This window comes from Halohasta litorea, from assembly GCF_024494645.1.
Taxonomy (GTDB): Archaea; Halobacteriota; Halobacteria; order Halobacteriales; family Haloferacaceae; genus Halohasta; species Halohasta litorea.
The window spans coordinates 43,485-62,063 of the sequence record NZ_JANHDJ010000004.1 but is presented as its reverse complement, the minus strand read 5'-3'; the positions used below and the strand labels follow the sequence as shown (position 1 = coordinate 62,063).

Below are 18,579 nucleotides of genomic sequence, written 5' to 3'. Positions count from 1 at the left end.
CAATGGCACACCACGACCACAAACCCCTCACGACCGACCTGATCGATCTCGACCACGAACCCGAAACCAAACCCGAAGCCATCGAACAGTTGCTGGATCTCGCCGTCGAGGCTGGCCGCGTCACCGACCGCGAGCAGGCACTGGCGGACCTGCGGGCCCGCGAGGCGGAGGCCACCACCGGCGTCGGGATGGGGATCGGCATCCCCCACGCCAAGAGCAGTGCAGTCACCGCTCCCACGATCGCTTTTACCCGTTCGTCGGCGGGGATCGACTTCGACGCGATGGACGACGAGCCAGCGACGCTGCTATTCATGTTACTGGTCCCCGCGGAGGGCGGCGAGGAGCACCTCCAGATGCTGAGTTCGCTGTCACGGTCGCTGATGCACGAGGAGACACGCACCGCCCTCCAGGAGGCCGACTCCCCCGAACGTGTCGAATCGATCATCCTGGAGGCCGTCGAATGATCGAGCGGACGATCACCGTCGTTCCCGAGGACGGCCTCCACGCCCGGCCCGCTTCGAAGGTCGTCACAGCCGCAAACAGCTACGACAGCCAAGTCACCATCGGCCCTGCCGGGAGCGATGGCGTCGACGCCGCCAGTATGCTCGCAGTGACTGGTCTCGGCGTCGGTCCGGGCGACGACGTCGACATTACGGCCGATGGTCCTGACGAGGCCGACGCAGTCGACGAACTCGAATCGATTCTGACTACCCCCGAACACGACACGGAACACACCACATGAAATTCGTCGCAATCACCGCCTGTCCGACCGGCATCGCACACAGCCAGATGGCTGCCGAAAACCTCGAACAGACCGCCGAAAAACGCGGCCACGACATCCACGTCGAAATCCACGGCGCGATGGGAACGGAAAACGAAATCCCCGACGACACCCTCGCGGCGGCCGACGCGGTGATCATCGCCGCCGACACCGGCGTCCAGCGGGACCGCTTCCAGGACCACATCGTCGTCAAAGGAACGGTCAAAGACGGCGTCAACGATGCCGAGGGTCTCATCGACGAGGCCGTAGAGCGGGTCGAAGCAGCCGGTGGGGGAACCGAGACCGAAACAACAGTCGACGAGACGACCGGAACCGAGTCAGAAGCGGGGACAGCCGACCCAACAGGAACCGAATCGACACAGACAGCCGAACCCGATCAGTCGACCACCCCGGAGTCGACCGACTCGGACTCGGGCGTTCTCGCCCGTCTCAAACGGCTGTTTTCCTAACAACAGTCGGCGCTGCTTTTGTAATCCTGCCAGTAGCCAGTGTCTACCACCGAGTAGTCGAGTTATAACGGTACGTGTTGGCAGTTACTGGTAGATAATGGTAGCAAATGGCAGCTTGTGGTCACGACTAGTTGAAAACCGGCCGACGGTCGCTGGCGGCAGGCCGGTTAGCGCACCGAATCGAGCAGCAGTTTCTGTTCGACCCGTTTGACCTCGTGTTGGACATCCCGGACGGCATCGATGTTCGCGCTGATCGAGCTGATGCCCTGTTCGACGAGGAAGTCGACCATATCGGACTTGGAGGCGGCCTGTCCGCAGATACTGGTGTCGACCCCGAGTTCGCGGCAGGTCTCGATCGTGGTTTCGATCAGCGAGAGGACACCGGGGTGGAGTTCGTCGAACCGATCGACGACGTGTTCGTTGTTTCGGTCCACTGCGAGGGTGTACTGGGTGAGGTCGTTGGTGCCGAAGGAGACGAAATCGATGCCCTCGGCGGCGATCTCCTCGATCAGCAGCGCGCTGGCGGGGGTTTCGACCATCACGCCCCACCGGGATTTTGCGGGGTCGATGCCGACCTCCTCCATCAAGAGCTTGGCCCGCTCGACGTCTTCTGCGTCGTTGACCAGCGGCAACATCAGTTCGACGTTGTCGTAGCCCGCATCGAACAGCCGTTTGAACGCCCGCAGCTCGCATCGGAACGGCGCGGGTTTGTCGAGACTCCGGCGAATCCCCCGGTAGCCCAACATCGGGTTGTGTTCGTGTGGCTCGTCGCTACCGCCCTGGAGATCGCGGAACTCGTCGGTCGGCGCATCAAGCGTGCGAGCGCGAACTGGTCGCGGATAAAAGGCCTCGGCGACCGTTCGAACCCCGTCGACCAACTCGTCGATGAACGCGTTCTCCCCGTGGTCGGCGATATACTGCTCGGGCGTCTTGCCCAGCGAGATCACCATGTGTTCCATCCGCAACAGCCCGACGCCGTCGGCCCCCGTCGCCGCCGCCCGCTCGGCGGCCTCGGGGATCGAGAGGTTGACCTTGACCTCGGTGGCGGTCATGGGTTTGACCGGCGTCTGGGGGCGGACCGATTCGACCGGATCGTACTCCTCGGCCGCGGCCTCGTCTTCCTCGGGGCCGCCCTCGGTGACCGTGCCCATCTCGCCGTCGACGGTGACCTGCTGACCGGGTTTCAGCACGTCGGTCGCGGTGCGGGTACCGACGATCGCGGGGACGCCCATCTCCCGGGAGACGATCGCCGAGTGGGAGGTCATCCCGCCCTCGTCGGTGACGATTGCGGCGGCCCGCTGCATCGCGGGCACCATGTCCGGCGTCGTCATCGTGCTGACGAGCACGTCGCCCTCGGTCACCTGATCGAGATGGTCCAGTTTCGTGATGAGCCGGACCTCTCCCGACGCGGTGCCGGGGCTCGCACTGACGCCACGAACGAGCACGCCGTCGTCGGTCTCGCTGTCGGCGTCGGCCTCGGTCACCTGCTGGTCTCCCCCGCCGTCGACGGCCGTCTGCCCCGGTCGACCGGCGGTCTCGTCGCCCCCCTGCGTGGCGTCGGTCTCCTGGACCGTCTCGGAGTCGCCGGCCTCGCTGATCGTCGTGATCGGTCGCGACTGGAGCATGAACAGCTCGCCCTCGACGAGCGCCCACTCGACGTCTTGGGGCTCGCCGTAATGATCCTCGACGCGGCGGCCGAGTTCGACCAGCCGCTCGATCTCCGCGTCGGTCACGACCCGTTCGGTCCGCCGCTCGTCGCCGACCGGCTGGAGCGCCGTCTCGCCCGTCTCGGGGTCTTTGATCATCTGCTGTTTCTTGTCGGCGATCGTCGAGTCGACGATCGTCGCCGTCTCGGGGTCGATCTCGTAGTGGTCCGGCGAGACCATCCCTGAAACGACGGCTTCGCCGAGCCCCCAGGCGGACTCGACGATCATCTGCCGGTCGCCCGTCGAGGGATGACGGGTAAACATGACACCGGATTTGTCGGCGTCGACCATCTGCTGGACGACGACCGCGACGTCGACGTCGTCGTGGTCGAAGCCGTGGGTGTTCCGGTAGTGGACTGCCCGCTCGGAGAACAGCGAGGCCCAACACTCCTTGACTCGGTCCAGGAGGTCTTCCTCGGTGACGTTGAGGATGGTCTCGTACTGTCCGGCAAAGGAGGCGTCGGGCAGGTCCTCGGCGGTCGCCGAGGAGCGAACCGCGACGAACGGCTCGCTTTGGTCGTCGGGCTCGGTGTCGGCCAGCCCGCCGAGGTCGCCGTAGGCCGCGAGGATCTCCTCGCGTACCGCCTCGGGGACCGGTGTCTCGACGACGAGTTCGCGGGCCCGTTCGGCGGCCTCGGCGAGGCCGTCGTCGTCGACCGCCAGCGCGTCGAAGATCTCGCTGCCGATGCCTGTGGTCTCCAGGAAGGTACGGTAGGTCTCGGCAGTGACAACGAACCCGGGCGGAACGGGAAGCCCGGCCTCGGTGAGTTCACCCAGCGAGGCCGCCTTGCCGCCGACCGTGTCGATATCGGCCGACCGCACGTCGCCGATCCAGAGTACTGTCATACTGTATTTGAACTTGCTGTCGGAGGTCTCAAGAATCTATCTTCAATAATAATATTAATTCAATTGTACGTACGTCTCAGAACGTGTGCTGTGGTACCTTCCAACAGTTAATTGGGTACAAACCACATACTACGACGGAACCCAGGTTTTCAGGCCAACCACCTCTGTGAATTCCACGCCGACCGATCAACTACATCTTTTAACCCATGTTAACAAGGAGTGACCGATGGTTGGACTCCTCGCCTCGCTCGTGCTCGCTGTCGTTGCGGTCGCCGTCATCTGGAAGGGCAGTACCCATTTCGAACGGGCCGCCGCACGACTCAGCCGGTACTACGGCCTGCCAGTCGCCGTCCACGGCGCGGTCGTTGTCGCCGTCGGCTCCAGTTTTCCCGAGATCAGTTCAGTCGTCATCAGCACGCTCGTCCACGGCGAGTTCGCCCTCGGCGTCGGCGCGATCGTCGGCAGCGCCATTTTCAATCTGCTCGTCATTCCGGCGGTCTCGGCGCTCGTCAGCGAAGACCTGGAGGCGACTCGGAGCCTCATCCACAAGGACGCGCAGTTCTATATCATCAGCGTCCTCGTCCTCTTTATCGTCTTCGCGCTCGGGGCGACCTACGTTCCTGGCGGAACCAACAGCGCGGCCATCTTGACGCCGGAACTCGCAGTCCTCCCGTTGGCGACCTACGGTGTCTACATCTTCCTTCATCAGCAAGACGCCAGCGACCACGTTGCGACGAGGGCCGTCGGCGTCGACGCTCGCCGGGAGTGGGGCACCCTTGCGGTCGCACTGCTCGTGATTACGGTCGGTGTCGAGGGACTCATTCGCGCCGCGCTCACGTTCGGTGACGTCTTCGGGACATCGAGTTTTCTCTGGGGGTTGACGGTGATCGCCGCCGGGACGAGCCTCCCCGACGCCATCGTCTCCGTTCGCGCCGCCCAGAACGACGACAGCGTGACGAGCCTGACGAACGTCCTGGGGAGCAATACGTTCAACCTCCTGGTGGCGATTCCGGTTGGCGTCCTGTTGGCGGGCGAGGCGACGATCAACTTCCTGGCGGCGATTCCGACGATGGGGTTTCTGGCGGTTGCGACGCTCGTGTTTATCGTCTTTACTCGAACCGATCTCGAACTCACGAATTTGGAAGCCTACGGCTTTCTGGGGCTCTACGTCCTGTTTTTGCTCTGGATGGCTCTCGAATCGATCGGCGTCATCGAGACCGTTCGCGGCATCTAACGACGGCATCACACGTGCCGCAAAACGGGAGCCATCGCTAGGGTTCGAAATGTAGCCCGGAACACTAACGTCCGACCTCATCCTGTCGGCGGCATGCCGCGTCGGTCGGGAAACCCTCGTGCCGGGCGGCTGTCAGTCGCGGTCGACAGCGGACCGTATATGGCGTGCCTGGGTTCTCCGGACGATCATCGCTCCCAGAGAGGAGTACTCCGCCGGGGACTAGGGCACGCAGGTCGACCTCTGCCAGCCAGCGATTTACACCTTCCGTCCGAGCGAACGGGTGTCGACGAGGATCAACGTCCCGCGACCGAATTTAAAAACACCAACTGAAACAGGTTCGGAGATAGACAAACACGATACGGTGACTGTGTGCAGTTCTTTTATATAACAAAGCATCCAAGATTGGCTGACAGTTGCGGTCGAGTTTCGCCGATAGCGGCCGTGTTCTTCCTGATTGTTCGACACCCTCCCGGCAATCCGACCCACTTATGTGTGTGAGACTGCACCCCACGGTAATGGCAGTACAAGTAGGCATTCTCGGGGCGACGGGCGCAGTCGGACAGCGGTTCATTCAGCTGCTCGACGACCATCCCACCTTCGAGATCGCTGCACTCACCGCGAGCGAATCGAGCGCCGGAAAAACCTACCGCGAGGCCGCCAAATGGCGGGTCGAAACCCAGATTCCGGACGACGTCGCCGAGATGGAAGTCGGTGCGACGACGCCCGACGACGTCTCCGACGACGTCGACTTGCTGTTTTCCTCGCTGCCCTCGTCGGTCGCCGAGGAAGTTGAACCACAGTTCCTGGAGGAAGGCTACGTCATCTCCTCGAACTCCTCGAACGACCGGATGGCCGACGACGTGCCGCTGACCATCCCGGAGATCAACGCCGACCACCTCGGCCTGATCGAGGTCCAGCGCGACAACCGCGGCTGGGACGGCGCACTCATCAAAAACCCCAACTGTTCGACGATCACGATGGTGCCCACGCTGGCGGCCCTCGATCAGTTCGGCCTAGAACGCGTCGACGTCACCACCTTGCAGGCAGTCTCGGGAGCCGGTTACTCCGGGGTCACATCGATGGAGATCATCGACAACGCGATCCCGCATATCGGCGGCGAGGAGCCGAAGATGGAGACCGAATCCCGAAAACTGCTCGGCGGCTTCGACGGCAGCGAGCTCAGTATGCACGACTCGACGGTCAACGCCTCCTGCAATCGGATTCCGACCTTGGATGGCCACCTCGAAAGCGTCTTCGTCGACCTCGCCGAGGAGCCAAGCCCCGAGGAGGCCCGCGAGGCAATGCGGGCGTTCCCCGGCGTCGACCTGCCGAGCGCGCCCGACCAGCTGATCCACGTCTTCGGCGACGACGAGCCGGAGCGACCACAACCCCGACTCGACCGGAGCCGCGCCGACGGGATGCAGATCTCCGCCGGTGGCGTCCAGTCGACCAGCTCCGGGCTCAAATACAACTGTCTGGCTCACAACACCATCCGCGGCGCGGCTGGTGCGAGCCTGCTGAACGGCGAACTGCTCGTCGAAGAAGGCTGGATCTGACGACCGCGCGACGACTCTTTTCGTTGGTTTCCGGTACCGAATCGGGACGGACACTGATTGGTGACTGTGAAACAGCGGATAACGAGTTCCGGCACTAACACTTTTGTATGTGACTGTCTACCAACGATCATGGACGATATTTTCGTCGGTCGGCTGATGTCCTCGCCGGTCGAATCAGTTTCACCGGAGACACCGATCGAACAGGCCGCAAGAACCATGCTGGACCTCGATATCGGCTCGCTCGTCGTTGTCGAGGATGCCACGCTGGTCGGCATTCTGACGACAACCGACTACGTTCAGGTGGCTGCCGACAGCACCGATACGGCCGCTGCGACTGTCAGCGATTACATGACGACCGACGTGGTGACCGCCACTGCGAACGATTCGATCGTCGATGTCGCCGAAACGATGGTCGACAACGGCTTCCACCATCTGCCGGTGGTCGACGACGAGGCTGGCGTCATCGGGATGTTGACGACCACGGATCTGACGGCCTATCTCTCGACGGTCGAATCGCCACCAGTCGTCTAAATGACGCGGTTCTCGAAGTCGGTCTCTCCGTGTCGGTAGCGGTCGACGTTCGTCGCCAGGATGTCGGCGAGCCGCTCGTAGTAGTCGGGGGTGTGACCGGCGTTGTGCGGCGTAATCGAGACGGTATCGAGATCCCACAACGGGTGGTCGTTCGGCAGCGGCTCGGGGTCGGTCACGTCGAGGGCCGCCCCCGCGATCCGGTTGGCTTGCATGGCCGAGACGAGGTCATCGGTGTCGACCACGCCGCCGCGGGCGATGTTCACCATGAACGCGTCTGTCGGCAGTGTGAGGAGGGCCTCGCTGTCGATCAGGCCCTCGGTTTCCTCGGTCAGCGGACACGCCAACACGAGGTAGTCGGTCCGGGCCAGCGCGTCGTGGATCTCGTCGAAGCCCAGTACTTCGTCGGTCGGCCCGCCCTTCTCGGGCGTATACCGCACGCCGATAGTGTCGACGCCGAAGGGATCGAGTCGGTCGACGACGGCCTGGCCGATCGCGCCGAGGCCGACGACGGTGACGGTGCTACCCTGTAGCTCGCGGGCGGGATACGAGCGCCACTCGTTGCGGTCTTCCTGTCGCCAGGCCCGCTTGAACCCCCGGACGAACGAGAGGATCGAGCCGAGGACGTACTCCGAGATGTTCGGGCCGTGGACGCCCGAAGCGTTGGTGACGGCGGTGCCGTTGGCCTCGAAGGCGTCGAGATCCAGATGGCCGACACCGGCGTACACACAGGCGAACAGATCCATATTCGCCGCCGCCTCGACCTCCTCTGTGCTCATCGAAAAGCCGGTGACGATCGGGGCCGATTCGAGCAGCTGCTGCTCCTCGGCGGGTGTCCGGGCGATGGTGACCTCGGCATCCGGCAGGCGGTCTCGGAGGGCCGCAGCGTAGTCGACGGCCGACAGTCCGTGGATCTTCTGTCGCAGCACCGCGATCTTCGGCTCGCTCATATACGGGAGATTAGTGGCCTCCCATATGAGTGTACGGCAGTCCGAACGGACTGACGAGGCCGTACCGGACCAAAGGACAAAGTCGCCTGACAACCATCACACAGCTATGAGCATCGGAAGCCGCCTGCGGTCGGCGTGGAGGCCGTTCCTCGTCGTACTCTCGCTGTGGTTGCTGATCGGCGGGAGCCTCTGGGGACTCCTCGCGATCAGCTACGGCGAACTCCTCCTCGTGCTGGTCGGGATCGCCGTCTGTCTGTTCGGTTTCTCGCGGCTTGGTGGCGGTGAGGCCACCGACTCCGAATCGGTGTGGAACGCGATCCCAAGCTGGCAGTACGACGGTCGACACGCCGAATCCGGGGGGTTGGCTCGCGGCGAACAGGAACAGGCCCTCCAGGAGATCCACGACGATGCCCAGCGCCGCGACGAGCACCACCGCGGGAAGTAGCGACGCCCAAGCCAGTGTCTACGACCGTTGGTGAGTGATATCCTCCTGGAGGCCGACCCAGTTGCTGATCGTCCCCGTCTCATCGGCGATCGGGGCGAGTGCGAGCCGGTTCCGGAAGGGCGTTCCGTCGTTGCGGTAGTTGCGGAGTTCGACGATCACCGGGGCCCAGATATCAAGTGCTTCGCGGATGTCGGCGACTGGCTCGGGGTCGGTCTCGGGGCCCTGAAGGACCCGGAGGTTGCCGCCGAGCAGGTCGGCCTCCTGGTAGCCCGTAATCGTCTCGAAGCGCTCGTTCACGTAGTAGATCGGATCGTCCTGATAGGCGGGCCCCGAAATCGCCATCCCGACCGGTGCGTTGTCCATCGAGGGCGTGTTCCAGTCGAGCGTCGACGCTTCGTCGTGATGGATGTCGGCGCCTGCGGCGGCGCGGATCTCGCCGAGGATCTCGGCGATCCGCTTGAGGAGTGCGAGCGACGGGATGATCGGACCCGCGGTCCGCTTCCGGTCCTGGAACAACCGTTCGAGCTCGGCATCCGCAGTCATACCGGCACGTAGACGCGGGATTATATACCACCTTCCGATCTCTTGGGAGTCAGTAGCCGACGGCTTACAGCGTGATACCAGCCACAAGTTCAGTGGCTTTAATATCGGCTCGGGGCGGTTGGATGTATGGAACGCGTAGACGTTGCGATCGTTGGCGGCGGGCCTGCTGGCACCGCGGCGGCCCACGCGGCCGCCAGCGGCGGTGCCTCGGCGGTCGTCTTTGAAAAGGGCGTCCCGCGGGCCGACCGCGAGGCTCTGGGCCCCGATTCGACCGACGCGGCGGGGATTCTCGACTACTGGGTCGACATCATGGACATCCACCCCGATGAGTTCCCCGACGATGTCCTTCTCCAACACCTCGACCGCGCGGAGTTCATCGGCCCGACCGAGTCCTGCACGCTCACGAGCACCGGGATCGAGTCGTCCTACGACCACTTCGGCTACACCTTCAACCGCGCGCGGTTCGACGACTGGTTGCGCGAGCGAGCCGAGGATGCAGGTGCGGAGTACCGGATCAAGGTTCGCGTAACGGGCGTCGACAGCGATCTCTACAACGAGGGAACCGACGACCCACGCCACGTCGTCTCGCTGGCCAACGGCGACCGCGTCGGGGCCGACTATCTGATCCTCGCAGATGGGCCCCAGCGGACGGTCACCAACCGGGTTCTCGACGGCTACCTCCCCGACGGCACCAAGGCCTCCGAGCTGCTGGCCTCGCCGAAAGCCAACCACATCGCCTACCAGGAGTACCGCCGGTTCCCCGAAGAGGTTTTCGAGGAGCTCAAAACCTCGATCAAGTTCTGGTGGGGCGTCATGCCCGGCCACACGGCCTATCCGTGGGTCTTCCCGAACGACGCGCGGGTCTGTCGGGTCGGGCTAACGATGCCGATCGGCCTCGATATCGACGCCGTCGAGGACCGCGAGGAGTACAAACTCCTTCGTCCCGAAGACGACTCTATTCCGCAGGGAAGCACGTACATCCGTCGACTCCTCGAATGGCAGTGGGGCGACGAGTACGACATCGAGACCGACTTCCCACTGGTCGAGGACCGCGGCAAGCGCGGCGGTACCGAGACCTACAGTATTTCTTCGACGCGGCCGATCGAGTCGCCGGTCGACGCCGGTATCGCCGTCGCCGGTGGGGCGATGGGGACGACCTCGGCGTTCCACGAGGGCGGCGACCACGTTGCCGTGCGAACTGGGGCAATCGCCGGGGAGTTGGCCGCCGACGGCGACCTGTCGGCGTACAACGAGCGGTGGCGGGAGACGATCGGCGACGAACTACTGCGGAACGTTACCTTCGCCGACCTCTGCCGCGAGTACGGACCGAGCGATTGGGATCAAACGTTTAAAACGGTACGCGGGATGCTCGCGGCCGATGGCTCGAACCTACTCAAAACGAGCACGCTCCGGTCGGGGCTCTCCAGTGCGAAGGTGCTGTACAAGTATAAAAAGCAGAAACGGTCGCTCGAGAAGAACGGCTACACGCAGCTCACTGCCGAAGACTACGTCTACTGACTGGTGTGAGTGTCTTTCGGCGAGTCGTGCCCGAGAATTAGACCGTTGCGGCTTTCTTGCGCGTGATGTATCCGGCGACGCGGTTGCGGACGCCCTTCGAGTCGACGGTGGTGAGCTTGGCGACGTTTTCCTTGTTGGTGTCGAAATCGGTGTTGAACGCCTCGGGATACCGTTCGAGCAGGGTCGTTGCGAGCTGTTTGACGTACTTCGGTTTGATTGCCATGCAGGGTGGTCGGTCCGAGCGACACTAAAACGATTCGTTCCGTCCTCAGTACTCCCGCCAGCCTGTCTCCCTACTGAGCGTCTCGAATGCCTCCCGTTCCCGGGGGCCGCCACACTTCTCGACAGTCTCCGCGAAGTAGCGCAACCGATCGACCAGCACGTCGGTATCGAAACTCGGCACGTCGAGCCGCGAGGCCGCGACGGTGGCATCGACGACGGCGTAAAACCCGCGGTTGATTGTTAGTGGCCGACTACGGTCGACCGTTCCTGCCTCAGTGGGGCGAAGTTCCCACCTCTCCCATTCGGTGTCGCCTTCAGTGCCGCTGTCGACCGACTCGGTGCTGATTTCGACCCATGCGTCGGCGTTGGGCAACACCGGCTCGCTCTCCTCTCGGATCGTTACCGCGCTTTCGACGAACTCCCGCGGATCGGCCGTAAACTGGACGACGCCACCGCCCTGTCGGTGGAAGTTCCGCCGGGTTCGGGTGTTCCCCCATGTCGTGGCTTCGACTGGTTCGCCCGGCTCGTCGGGCGCGTGGAGGCCGAGGGCGGCCATGTTCCACAGGTCGTTTGGTCCGAGCGTGGCCACGACCGACTCGGTGACGCCGCGGAGATCGACGGGCCAGTCAGCGGGTGTATGAGTCATACCGGCAACCCCCGTTCGAGCGCGACAAACAGCGCGGCGGCGGTAATATCTGCGGTCGTCCCCGGATTGTACCCATCTTCGACGAACTCATCGGAGAGCTCTGCGGCGGCCGCGAGATCACCCTCGACCGCGGCTGCACGCTTCGAGACCTCGCGGGCGGCGGCCTCGCCGTGGCTGGTCGCAACGTGGGTGTCGGGTCGCTCGGCGAGCAGATCAACGAAGACACGAGCCGCCCGATCGCCCACCAGCCCTTCATCGGCCAGCAGCGCGTCGGCCGCCCGAAAAGTTCGCTCGAAGCCTGAAACCCACTCGCGGGCGTTGCCGTCGCCGATCCGATCGTCGGGGTCGGCTGACAGCGCCATGATGTCGGACAGCGTTAGGCTCCGCTTCCGGAGCGTGTCGGCGGCGTCGCTCCCCCGGCGCACGTCGAGGTCATCGGCCTCCGGTGGCGGATCGTCGACCGCGACGTCGACGTGTTCGAACGCTCGGTAGAAGTCGACGGCATCGTCGACTGTCGTCGACTCGACGACCGACTGGACACCCGCTGGCGTGAGCGACCGACCCGCGGCGGCTTTGATAAGCGGAACGAGCAACAGCAGACAGCCGAACTGGGTGTTGCCGCCGCGTTGGGTGGCCATTCCCGCGACGGCCTGTTCGAAGGCCGCTCCGACGGTACCGCCCTCGGCAGCCTCCTGGAGGCCACGACGGGCACCGACCGCACCGGCCAGAAAGTGTTCGAACCGGAGGTCCTCCAGGTCGCGGTGACGATCGACGTTGCCCGGTTTTGGGGTGCCCGAGACTTCGAGCAACAACGCGAGTTGGGCGTTGTCGACCGTGGTTCGGCCGCCGTTGGCGTCAGATCGGGTCATTGGACCGGGGCCTCCCACTGCTCGACTGCTGCAGCGACCCGACTCAGTACGGGACCGGTCGGCTCCCGGCTGGGTCGGCCGACACTCACGGCATCGGCTCCGTACTCGAAATACTCCTGGACGCTCGCGCGATCACGAACCTCGTTGTTGGCGATCACGAAGAGGTCGGTCGCGGCGGCTACGTCTCGAATCACGGCCTCGGAGTCCATCGCATCGACGTGGATCACGTCGGCTCCCGCGGCTTCGATCCGCTGGGCGACAGTCGGGAGATCGACGCCCGGTACCTCGGCGCGGACTTTGACGCTCACCGCCGGTCCTTCCGCGGCGGCCGTCTCGACGTACTTCGTTAGGCGGTCGCTATCGGCCAGCAGGGATTCGCCACAGCCGATCTCGCACAGTTCGGGCTGTCGACAGTGGGCGTTGATCTCCAGGATTGCCCCGTGCTCCGCACAGATCGCGGCGGCCGCTCGAATCGGACCGGCCGACGTGGCCCTGACGTTGACGCCCGGCTGGATCGGCACGCCATCGAGTGCCGTGAGCTGCTTGCTTATAAACGCCAGCGGATCGGCGGGCAGGAACTCCTGTCGATCACGGTCGACGAGCGCGCGTGCAGCCTCGCGGCTTGGCTCGTCGAGAGCGATGCCACCTATAAAAGCCGCACCCGCGAGGTCGGCCCCCGCAGCCGCCCAGTCGGCGTCAGCCTCGCCGCTGAGACTCGCCAGCGCGAGCCGCGGCTCGAACGGGGGGCAGTCGCTCCCTGCCGTCGAATTGCTGGTCGACGAGTCCCTGCTCATACGTCGATCCCCAACTCGGCCAGCGCGTCGATCACTGCCTCCATCACTCGTCTGCTGTCGGCTTCGTCGTCGATTTTCGTGTCGGTGCGGACGACCGGTCGGTCGAGGTCGGTCCCGTCGTCGGTGTCCAGGACGAAGGCGTCGACGAACGGGTAGGCGTCGGCTACTCCCCGTGTACTCGGCTCGCGGCCCGTTCCTGCCATGAGTTCGGCGGCCGGGCCCGAGAAGACCTCGTCCTCGACGAACGGCGAGACCGCAACGACGGGGGTCCGCTCCAGTGCCTCCTCGATGCCCGGTACGGCAAGCATCGGGCCGATGCTCGTCACCGGATTCGAGGGGCCGATCACGACCGGGGCATCGAGTGCATCTAGGACCTGTGTCGTCGGCTCGGCCTCGTCGGCCCCCCGGAACTCGACGCCGGTGACTTCCCGGTCGGCCTTGTCGAGCCAGTACTCCTGGAAGTGGATCGGGCCCTCGTCGGTTGCGACGATCGTCGCAACGGGGTCGTCGCTCATCGGGAGCAACGTGGGATCGACATCGAAAGCGTCAGCCAAGATTTGGGTGGCTTCGGTGAGCGTCTTCCCCTCGTCGAGCAGGCTCGTGCGCGTGATGTGGACCGCGCGGTCGCGGTCACCGATGGTCATGAATTCTGCAATGCCTGAAAACCGTCGCCAGCGGGCGAGTGGTCGCCCCGCAGTCTGATCGCGCGGCGGCAGGTATCGCGGTCCAGTATCGAGATCGGCCGCGTCGGCGAGGTGGTGGAGTTCGGCGTTGGTCTCGTGTGTGTCGTCTTCGATCCCCCACCATCGCTCGGTATCCAGGACGCCCCCCTCGTGAAAGAGGACCGTATCGAGATCGGGACAGACCAGCAGCCCCCCGAGTTCGATGTCGTCGCCCGTGTTGCCGACGACGGTGAGCTCCTCTGGGTCGAACATCGCTGTGGCTCCGGCCAACAGCTTCGGCGTGCCCGTGCCGCCAGCGAGAAACGTAATCATGGGCGTCCGTAGGAAGGGCGTGGGTTTGTATCCGACGGCTCTTTGGGATGGAACGAGTACTGTGGGCAATGAACGAGACACGCCGCGCGCTGCTGGCGGCCTTCGAGGCGGGACCCGTCGGCGGGCCGGAGCTTGCCGAGCGGTTGGATATCTCGCGGGCCGCAGTCTGGAAACAGGTCGAAGCGCTCAGAGACGACGGCTTCGAAATCGAGAGCACTGACGACGGCTATGCGGTCACTGGAGTCCCCGACTACGGGGCAGCGGCCATCGAGTTCGGACTCGATGCCCCCTACACCGTCGAATACCACGACTCGGTCGACAGCACCAACAATCGCGCCCGCGAGCGGGCTACTGAGGGAACAGTCGATACCGCTGTCGTCGCCGACGAACAGCTCGGCAGCCGCGGGCGACTCGACCGCTCCTGGACGGCCCCCAGCGGCGGCGTCTGGTGTTCGGTCATCCTCCAGCCCGACCTTCCTCCGGCCCACGTCCCGCTGGTGTCGCTCGCGGCTGGCGTGGCGACGGCGACCGCCTGTCGGGAAGCAGGCGTCGACGCACATCTCAAATGGCCCAACGACGTGCTGGTCGGCGACGGGGGCGAGCGGGGTGGCCGCAAACTGGCCGGGATTCTCACCGAGATGGAGGGCGAGGCCGACCGGGTTTCGTGGCTCATCGTCGGTATCGGCGTCAACGCCAACATCGACGCCGCGGAGTTGCCGGAGGGAGCGACGACGCTCCGAGCCGAAACCGGCGGCGACATCGACCGGCGGCTGTTCGTCCAGCGGCTCCTGGAATCGCTCCACGACCAGCTGGCCGATCCCGACGGTGTCCTGGATCGCTGGCGGATGTACAGTTCGACGCTTGGACAGGCTGTTCGGGTCGAACTGCCGAACCGAGTGATCGAAGGCGAGGCCGTCGATGTCCAGTTCCCTGGCGGGCTCGTCGTCGACACTGGATCGGGGCGGGAAGTCGTCCACGCGGGCGACTGTGAGCACCTGCGGCCGCAGTAGCAGGACCCGAGAGTTAGCCGGTCTGATCGGCCTGTATTGCCGTCTCGGAGTCAGTCTCGCCCTCGGCGGCTGTCCGGTCGGAGACCGCGGCTGGCTCCGCGCCGACTCTGACGGTCAGGACGGGGACGTGGGCGGCGCGAACGACTTTTTCGGCGACACTGCCCAGCAGGAGGCGGTCGATCCCGCCGCGACCGTGGGTGCCCATCACGATCAGGTCACAGCCCTGTGATTCGGCGGCGCGGACGATCTCCGTGCTCGGCGACCCCTCGGTGATCTCGGTCTCGACCGGTACGTCGCGCTCATCGCCCAGTTGCTCGACCACTTCGACCGCCTCCTGGGCGTCGGTGTTGAGGAGCGTCGTCACGCCCTCCCACGACGCCTCCATCGGGAGGCCGTTGTAACTCGCCGTGTTGATCACGTACAGCCCGGAGACCGTTGCACCGTGTGCTTCCGCGAGGTCGACCGCGTGGGCGATTGCTTGCTCGCCCTCTGGGGAGCCATCGGTCGGGACCAGAATCCGATCGTACAGTGTCATGGTATATCATGTCACAGTTCGTGACCCGATAGCTTAACAGTTGTTACCAGTTGTCGTGCGGTGTCCAGCTAGTCGTCTGCGCCTTCGTTCTGGCCGCTCTCGAAGGTCGCCGGATCGGGTTCGATGTCGGCGTACTCGACGACCCGCCGCCCGAGGGTGTCGACCCGTTTTTCGATCCCTTCGTCGACCAACTCGCCGTCCTCGAAGGCCGAGTGGACGTTCGGAATGGCCGCCTGATGCGGGAGGACCCAGCTGTCGAGTGCCCGACAGACCGACCGAAGGTGTTCGAGCGTCGTGATCGGGAACGAGCCGCCTGACACAGCAAGGAGGCCGACAGTTTTGCCCTCGAACTCGTCGAACCCACAGTAGTCCAGCGCGTTTTTCAGAACGCCGGAGTAGGAGCCGTGGTACATCGGGCTCCCGAGGATGATCGCGTCGGCCGCCCCGACGCGGTCGACGAGCCGCTGGCTGTCGCCTTGGCCGTCGTGGTCGGTGTTCAGCGCGGGGAGGTCGTACTCCCGGAGGTCGAGCAGTTCACCACGGCCGCCGGCGGCTTCGACGCCGTCGAGAGCGCGATTCGTTGCGAGACGGGTGTAGCTTCCTTCTCGGAGGCTGCCAGCAAGGGCGAGGACGTGTGTCTCGGACATACGTATTCAATGGAAAGGCGGAATAAAAAGGTCAGTCGACGGTCGCCTCGTCGGTGAGCAGGAAGCTACCGGGTGTCGATGCTTACTCCTGTGGTTGGGCCTGTGGTTGGTCGGGCGTCCGGTAGGTCTCGACGATGTCGTCGAGCAGCAGGCTTCTGGGGTCTGTTGCTGGGTAGTGGGTGTCGATCAGGTCCCGGGCGGTTTCGATCTCGCCGCGGATGGCAAACTGGCGGACGCGGGCGGCGATCTGGTAGAACTCCGCGCCGGGCTCGGACACGCCCTCCTCGCCGCGGACCGGGGAGTCATCCGGGAACACCTCGTCACGAACGTCTTCGAAATCAAGCATCTCGGGCTCGTAGTCGTCGATCTCCGAGAGGACGAACTCGACGGCGAACCGCTGGAACTCGGATTTGCTCGAAAACGTCTCCCCCTCGACCAGCTCTTCGACCCGATCCATCACCGTATCGGAAAATCGGACTGTAGACTTGACCATTACCGCACAGTTGCGACAGTCACCCATGTAAACCTATCTCCTGCGGAGAACTGTCACACGAGCACAGCCGGTCAGGCGATAGTCAGCCGAGCCGCCGACAGCAGCTGGGAATTGCGACAACCGAGACCACTGTTATCGCACGACTGTTACAGGCGCAGGTGACCGTCTCGAAACGGTTTCTGCGACACTGCCGAGGAGTACTCTTGAGATACCTGAGCGACCATGACTACCCATAATCACATGGTCGATGTCGGTGGCTGCAACGTAGTCGAGAATCGCGTCCGCTGGTCGGTTCGGTCCCCATCGGGGAAGGTGGTGATGGCCTGTTGGAATGCGTCTTCCAGAGTGGAGAGCCGTCTGTCGGTATCAACACGTTTCGTGGCATAGCAGCCGGGTGGCTGCCAACTGTGTTAGAAATTCCCACCGGTAGTATGAGTGTCAACAGAGACTGAAAAACACGCCTTCGATGACCGATGAGCACCAGTGCTGCCAGGAAGGCGGTCGAAACCGAGTTGTCAGGTAATTACCCCGCGAGTTCACCGATAGTCTGGACGGCATCAACCACACGATCAACGACGTAGGTCGCCGTCCCACCGACGACGCCAGTTGACGTGATTTCAATTCGATCATTCGCATATGCGGTTTGGAACGATTCAACCGGATCGTCAGCAGTTGTTATTTCACACGCCGTGTTCCGGTTCGTTTCAACAACAACGTCGGGGTCGGCAGGCTCACCGATTTCAATCCCCGTTACCGTAAAGTCGGCATCGGTTGTTACGGTATAATCGGCTGTTGCTGCGCCCTCGATGTGGAGGTGGGTCGTGTTCGACGCAAGGGCTGGTTTGATCACATCAGGGATCTGGTCCGTATTCGCTTCGAATAGTGACACTGCGGTTTCGATATCAACCGTTGCTTGCGATCCATTACAGCTGATTTCTGTTGTCCCACCTGAAACAGTCTGACCCTGTACTGGCATCATCACCACACTCGTCAACACCACAACCGCAATCCCGATAGCGATTGACTGTCTCATACATAATACAGTATTCTCTTTTCACATAATCTTTCTTTGTAGAGCCTCTCCGAGATTCAATAGCTGAGCGGGACGAGACTGCCACACCACCGGCTCACAACCGAGCCCAATGTGGGAGACGGTCGGAGCGTTTTGATAGCTTCGGTTGCACAAAGACGGAGTCACACGACGCCTCTCATGACGAGGACGAACTCGCCAGAGACTGCTGATCCGACTGTTCGTGGTTCGAATCGTGTGGGAAATCGACGTACTGATTTTCCCACTCACGTCGGCGTGCAAGTAACTGTTCGCCACGTGGCGTCACCTCGTAGTAGTTGGTGCGCTTGTCTTGGGAGCCTTTCTCGACGAGTCCGTGTTCGACCAACACATCGAGATTCGGGTAGAGTCGACCGTGATTGACGTTATCGATGTGGGTTTCGAGTTTCTGTTGGACTGTTTGGCCGGAGGGCTGATCTGATCCGGCGATGACGTACAGGAGGTCACGCTGGAAGCCGGTCAGGTCGAAGGATTTCGTGTGGACCATTCCAGTCGGCAATATATTGGCCACCGGATTAGTTTGTTTGGGTGACTCAAACAGGAAATGTCTAGATAAACTGAATCTATGCGACGCTGAGCGAACTGATCCAGCCGTCGGCAGTATCTGCTGAGGCGTTGGTGAAACAGTTCGAGAAACAGATAGTTTTGCGTTTCATCTCACGAAAAACACGTTCAACAACACTCCGATATCCATGTGTTTTCATATGTGAAATCACGATGGTACCGTTGTTGCTGGTCATGTG

At 63.3% G+C, this 18,579-nt stretch carries 22 protein-coding genes and 2 pseudogenes; 9 read left to right on the top strand and 15 right to left on the bottom strand.

Features of this window, described 5'->3' with window-relative positions:
* The first annotated feature begins 2 nt into the window (after positions 1-2).
* From NO877_RS10655 to NO877_RS10645, 3 genes are read left to right on the top strand one after another with little or no spacing between them, the layout of a single operon-like run.
* Positions 3-464 carry a PTS sugar transporter subunit IIA gene (locus tag NO877_RS10655; protein ID WP_256396319.1) on the top strand — a complete coding sequence of 154 codons (462 nt, stop codon included), beginning with the start codon at positions 3-5 and terminating at the stop codon, positions 462-464.
* Positions 461-742: an HPr family phosphocarrier protein gene (locus NO877_RS10650; protein ID WP_303646948.1), complete on the top strand. Its 282-nt coding sequence runs from the start codon at positions 461-463 to the stop codon at positions 740-742. The genes NO877_RS10655 and NO877_RS10650 overlap by 4 nt, the downstream gene beginning before the upstream one ends.
* On the top strand, positions 739-1,230 hold the full coding sequence (locus tag NO877_RS10645; RefSeq protein ID WP_256396318.1) for a PTS fructose transporter subunit IIB: 492 nt from the start codon (positions 739-741) through the stop codon (positions 1,228-1,230). Before NO877_RS10650 ends, NO877_RS10645 begins: the two co-directional genes overlap by 4 nt.
* A 167-nt stretch (positions 1,231-1,397) precedes the next feature.
* Here the strand turns inward: NO877_RS10645 and ppsA are convergent, their stop codons facing one another.
* Complete coding sequence (gene ppsA, locus NO877_RS10640) at positions 1,398-3,782, bottom strand: phosphoenolpyruvate synthase (protein ID WP_256396317.1); 2,385 nt, start codon at positions 3,780-3,782, stop codon at positions 1,398-1,400.
* Positions 3,783-4,008: 226 nt separating this feature from the next.
* Here ppsA and NO877_RS10635 point away from each other — a divergent pair, with 226 nt between their 5' ends.
* The 3 genes from NO877_RS10635 to NO877_RS10625 all read left to right on the top strand — a co-directional run bounded on the left by NO877_RS10635 (position 4,009) and on the right by NO877_RS10625 (position 7,103).
* Entirely contained in the window at positions 4,009-5,016 is a 1,008-nt protein-coding gene (locus tag NO877_RS10635; protein ID WP_256396316.1) for a sodium:calcium antiporter, read from the top strand.
* Positions 5,017-5,531: 515 nt separating this feature from the next.
* A complete protein-coding gene (gene asd / locus NO877_RS10630; RefSeq protein WP_256396315.1) occupies positions 5,532-6,572 on the top strand; it encodes an aspartate-semialdehyde dehydrogenase in 1,041 nt (346 codons plus the stop codon).
* A gap of 129 nt (positions 6,573-6,701) precedes the next feature.
* Entirely contained in the window at positions 6,702-7,103 is a 402-nt protein-coding gene (locus tag NO877_RS10625) for a CBS domain-containing protein (protein WP_256396314.1), read from the top strand.
* Here NO877_RS10625 and NO877_RS10620 read toward each other — a convergent pair.
* A complete protein-coding gene (locus tag NO877_RS10620) occupies positions 7,100-8,050 on the bottom strand; it encodes a D-2-hydroxyacid dehydrogenase (protein WP_256396313.1) in 951 nt (316 codons plus the stop codon). The two genes, NO877_RS10625 and NO877_RS10620, sit on opposite strands and share 4 nt — an antisense overlap.
* A gap of 106 nt (positions 8,051-8,156) precedes the next feature.
* Here NO877_RS10620 and NO877_RS10615 point away from each other — a divergent pair, with 106 nt between their 5' ends.
* Positions 8,157-8,495 carry a hypothetical protein gene (locus NO877_RS10615; RefSeq protein ID WP_256396312.1) on the top strand — a complete coding sequence of 113 codons (339 nt, stop codon included), beginning with the start codon at positions 8,157-8,159 and terminating at the stop codon, positions 8,493-8,495.
* Between the two features lie 18 nt (positions 8,496-8,513).
* On the opposite strand, the gene NO877_RS10610 is transcribed toward NO877_RS10615, so the two are convergent.
* A complete protein-coding gene (locus NO877_RS10610) occupies positions 8,514-9,038 on the bottom strand; it encodes a PAS domain-containing protein (protein ID WP_256396311.1) in 525 nt (174 codons plus the stop codon).
* A 126-nt stretch (positions 9,039-9,164) separates the two neighbouring features.
* On the opposite strand from NO877_RS10610, the gene NO877_RS10605 reads away from it, so the two are divergent.
* The gene (locus NO877_RS10605; protein WP_256396310.1) at positions 9,165-10,556 is read left to right on the top strand and encodes an NAD(P)/FAD-dependent oxidoreductase; all 1,392 of its coding nucleotides are present in this window, start codon (positions 9,165-9,167) and stop codon (positions 10,554-10,556) included.
* A gap of 37 nt (positions 10,557-10,593) precedes the next feature.
* Here NO877_RS10605 and NO877_RS10600 read toward each other — a convergent pair whose 3' ends face one another.
* Genes NO877_RS10600 through cofD form a run of 5 tightly spaced genes read right to left on the bottom strand, consistent with a single transcriptional unit; the run spans position 10,594 to position 14,082 of the window.
* Entirely contained in the window at positions 10,594-10,779 is a 186-nt protein-coding gene (locus NO877_RS10600) for a 30S ribosomal protein S17e (RefSeq protein WP_253736401.1), read from the bottom strand.
* Positions 10,780-10,824: 45 nt separating this feature from the next.
* Complete coding sequence (locus tag NO877_RS10595) at positions 10,825-11,424, bottom strand: DUF447 domain-containing protein (protein ID WP_256396309.1); 600 nt, start codon at positions 11,422-11,424, stop codon at positions 10,825-10,827.
* The gene (locus tag NO877_RS10590) at positions 11,421-12,293 is read right to left on the bottom strand and encodes a triphosphoribosyl-dephospho-CoA synthase (RefSeq protein WP_256396308.1); all 873 of its coding nucleotides are present in this window, start codon (positions 12,291-12,293) and stop codon (positions 11,421-11,423) included. Before NO877_RS10590 ends, NO877_RS10595 begins: the two co-directional genes overlap by 4 nt.
* On the bottom strand, positions 12,290-13,087 hold the full coding sequence (locus tag NO877_RS10585; protein WP_256396307.1) for a tRNA-dihydrouridine synthase: 798 nt from the start codon (positions 13,085-13,087) through the stop codon (positions 12,290-12,292). The genes NO877_RS10590 and NO877_RS10585 overlap by 4 nt, the downstream gene beginning before the upstream one ends.
* Positions 13,084-14,082: a 2-phospho-L-lactate transferase gene (cofD, locus tag NO877_RS10580; protein WP_256396306.1), complete on the bottom strand. Its 999-nt coding sequence runs from the start codon at positions 14,080-14,082 to the stop codon at positions 13,084-13,086. Before cofD ends, NO877_RS10585 begins: the two co-directional genes overlap by 4 nt.
* Positions 14,083-14,150: 68 nt before the next feature.
* Here cofD and NO877_RS10575 point away from each other — a divergent pair, with 68 nt between their 5' ends.
* Positions 14,151-15,092, top strand: coding sequence for a biotin--[acetyl-CoA-carboxylase] ligase (locus NO877_RS10575; RefSeq protein WP_256396305.1), 942 nt, complete (start codon positions 14,151-14,153; stop codon positions 15,090-15,092).
* Positions 15,093-15,105: 13 nt separating this feature from the next.
* Here NO877_RS10575 and NO877_RS10570 read toward each other — a convergent pair whose 3' ends face one another.
* From NO877_RS10570 to NO877_RS10540, 7 genes and pseudogenes are all read right to left on the bottom strand, one after another.
* Entirely contained in the window at positions 15,106-15,627 is a 522-nt protein-coding gene (locus NO877_RS10570; RefSeq protein WP_256396304.1) for a universal stress protein, read from the bottom strand.
* 68 nt (positions 15,628-15,695) lie between these two features.
* Complete coding sequence (locus NO877_RS10565) at positions 15,696-16,274, bottom strand: NADPH-dependent FMN reductase (RefSeq protein WP_256396303.1); 579 nt, start codon at positions 16,272-16,274, stop codon at positions 15,696-15,698.
* An 82-nt stretch (positions 16,275-16,356) separates the two neighbouring features.
* The gene (locus tag NO877_RS10560; RefSeq protein ID WP_256396302.1) at positions 16,357-16,767 is read right to left on the bottom strand and encodes a transcriptional regulator; all 411 of its coding nucleotides are present in this window, start codon (positions 16,765-16,767) and stop codon (positions 16,357-16,359) included.
* Positions 16,768-16,899: 132 nt separating this feature from the next.
* Positions 16,900-17,055, bottom strand: a pseudogene (locus tag NO877_RS10555) (universal stress protein); the annotation flags it as partial.
* Between the two features lie 235 nt (positions 17,056-17,290).
* The gene (locus NO877_RS10550) at positions 17,291-17,800 is read right to left on the bottom strand and encodes a hypothetical protein (RefSeq protein ID WP_256396301.1); all 510 of its coding nucleotides are present in this window, start codon (positions 17,798-17,800) and stop codon (positions 17,291-17,293) included.
* A gap of 175 nt (positions 17,801-17,975) precedes the next feature.
* The gene (locus tag NO877_RS10545; protein ID WP_256396300.1) at positions 17,976-18,323 is read right to left on the bottom strand and encodes a PadR family transcriptional regulator; all 348 of its coding nucleotides are present in this window, start codon (positions 18,321-18,323) and stop codon (positions 17,976-17,978) included.
* Between the two features lie 76 nt (positions 18,324-18,399).
* Positions 18,400-18,565, bottom strand: a pseudogene (locus tag NO877_RS10540) (IS6 family transposase); the annotation flags it as partial.
* Between the last annotated feature and the right edge of the window lie 14 nt (positions 18,566-18,579).

What these genes read in the sequence shown, in the direction of transcription:
- asd (WP_256396315.1), top strand. Translation starts at nt 5,532, where the DNA reads ATGGCAGTACAAGTAGGCATTCTCGGGGCGACGGGCGCAGTCGGACAG.
- NO877_RS10595 (WP_256396309.1), bottom strand. Translation starts at nt 11,424, where the DNA reads ATGACTCATACACCCGCTGACTGGCCCGTCGATCTCCGCGGCGTCACC.
- NO877_RS10600 (WP_253736401.1), bottom strand. Translation starts at nt 10,779, where the DNA reads ATGGCAATCAAACCGAAGTACGTCAAACAGCTCGCAACGACCCTGCTC.
- NO877_RS10620 (WP_256396313.1), bottom strand. Translation starts at nt 8,050, where the DNA reads ATGAGCGAGCCGAAGATCGCGGTGCTGCGACAGAAGATCCACGGACTG.
- NO877_RS10605 (WP_256396310.1), top strand. Translation starts at nt 9,165, where the DNA reads ATGGAACGCGTAGACGTTGCGATCGTTGGCGGCGGGCCTGCTGGCACC.
- NO877_RS10650 (WP_303646948.1), top strand. Translation starts at nt 461, where the DNA reads ATGATCGAGCGGACGATCACCGTCGTTCCCGAGGACGGCCTCCACGCC.
- NO877_RS10645 (WP_256396318.1), top strand. Translation starts at nt 739, where the DNA reads ATGAAATTCGTCGCAATCACCGCCTGTCCGACCGGCATCGCACACAGC.
- NO877_RS10635 (WP_256396316.1), top strand. Translation starts at nt 4,009, where the DNA reads ATGGTTGGACTCCTCGCCTCGCTCGTGCTCGCTGTCGTTGCGGTCGCC.
- NO877_RS10615 (WP_256396312.1), top strand. Translation starts at nt 8,157, where the DNA reads ATGAGCATCGGAAGCCGCCTGCGGTCGGCGTGGAGGCCGTTCCTCGTC.
- NO877_RS10625 (WP_256396314.1), top strand. Translation starts at nt 6,702, where the DNA reads ATGGACGATATTTTCGTCGGTCGGCTGATGTCCTCGCCGGTCGAATCA.
- NO877_RS10560 (WP_256396302.1), bottom strand. Translation starts at nt 16,767, where the DNA reads ATGGTCAAGTCTACAGTCCGATTTTCCGATACGGTGATGGATCGGGTC.
- NO877_RS10550 (WP_256396301.1), bottom strand. Translation starts at nt 17,800, where the DNA reads ATGAGACAGTCAATCGCTATCGGGATTGCGGTTGTGGTGTTGACGAGT.
- NO877_RS10565 (WP_256396303.1), bottom strand. Translation starts at nt 16,274, where the DNA reads ATGTCCGAGACACACGTCCTCGCCCTTGCTGGCAGCCTCCGAGAAGGA.
- NO877_RS10655 (WP_256396319.1), top strand. Translation starts at nt 3, where the DNA reads ATGGCACACCACGACCACAAACCCCTCACGACCGACCTGATCGATCTC.
- NO877_RS10590 (WP_256396308.1), bottom strand. Translation starts at nt 12,293, where the DNA reads ATGACCCGATCTGACGCCAACGGCGGCCGAACCACGGTCGACAACGCC.
- cofD (WP_256396306.1), bottom strand. Translation starts at nt 14,082, where the DNA reads ATGATTACGTTTCTCGCTGGCGGCACGGGCACGCCGAAGCTGTTGGCC.
- NO877_RS10545 (WP_256396300.1), bottom strand. Translation starts at nt 18,323, where the DNA reads ATGGTCCACACGAAATCCTTCGACCTGACCGGCTTCCAGCGTGACCTC.
- NO877_RS10585 (WP_256396307.1), bottom strand. Translation starts at nt 13,087, where the DNA reads ATGAGCAGGGACTCGTCGACCAGCAATTCGACGGCAGGGAGCGACTGC.
- NO877_RS10610 (WP_256396311.1), bottom strand. Translation starts at nt 9,038, where the DNA reads ATGACTGCGGATGCCGAGCTCGAACGGTTGTTCCAGGACCGGAAGCGG.
- ppsA (WP_256396317.1), bottom strand. Translation starts at nt 3,782, where the DNA reads ATGACAGTACTCTGGATCGGCGACGTGCGGTCGGCCGATATCGACACG.
- NO877_RS10570 (WP_256396304.1), bottom strand. Translation starts at nt 15,627, where the DNA reads ATGACACTGTACGATCGGATTCTGGTCCCGACCGATGGCTCCCCAGAG.
- NO877_RS10575 (WP_256396305.1), top strand. Translation starts at nt 14,151, where the DNA reads ATGAACGAGACACGCCGCGCGCTGCTGGCGGCCTTCGAGGCGGGACCC.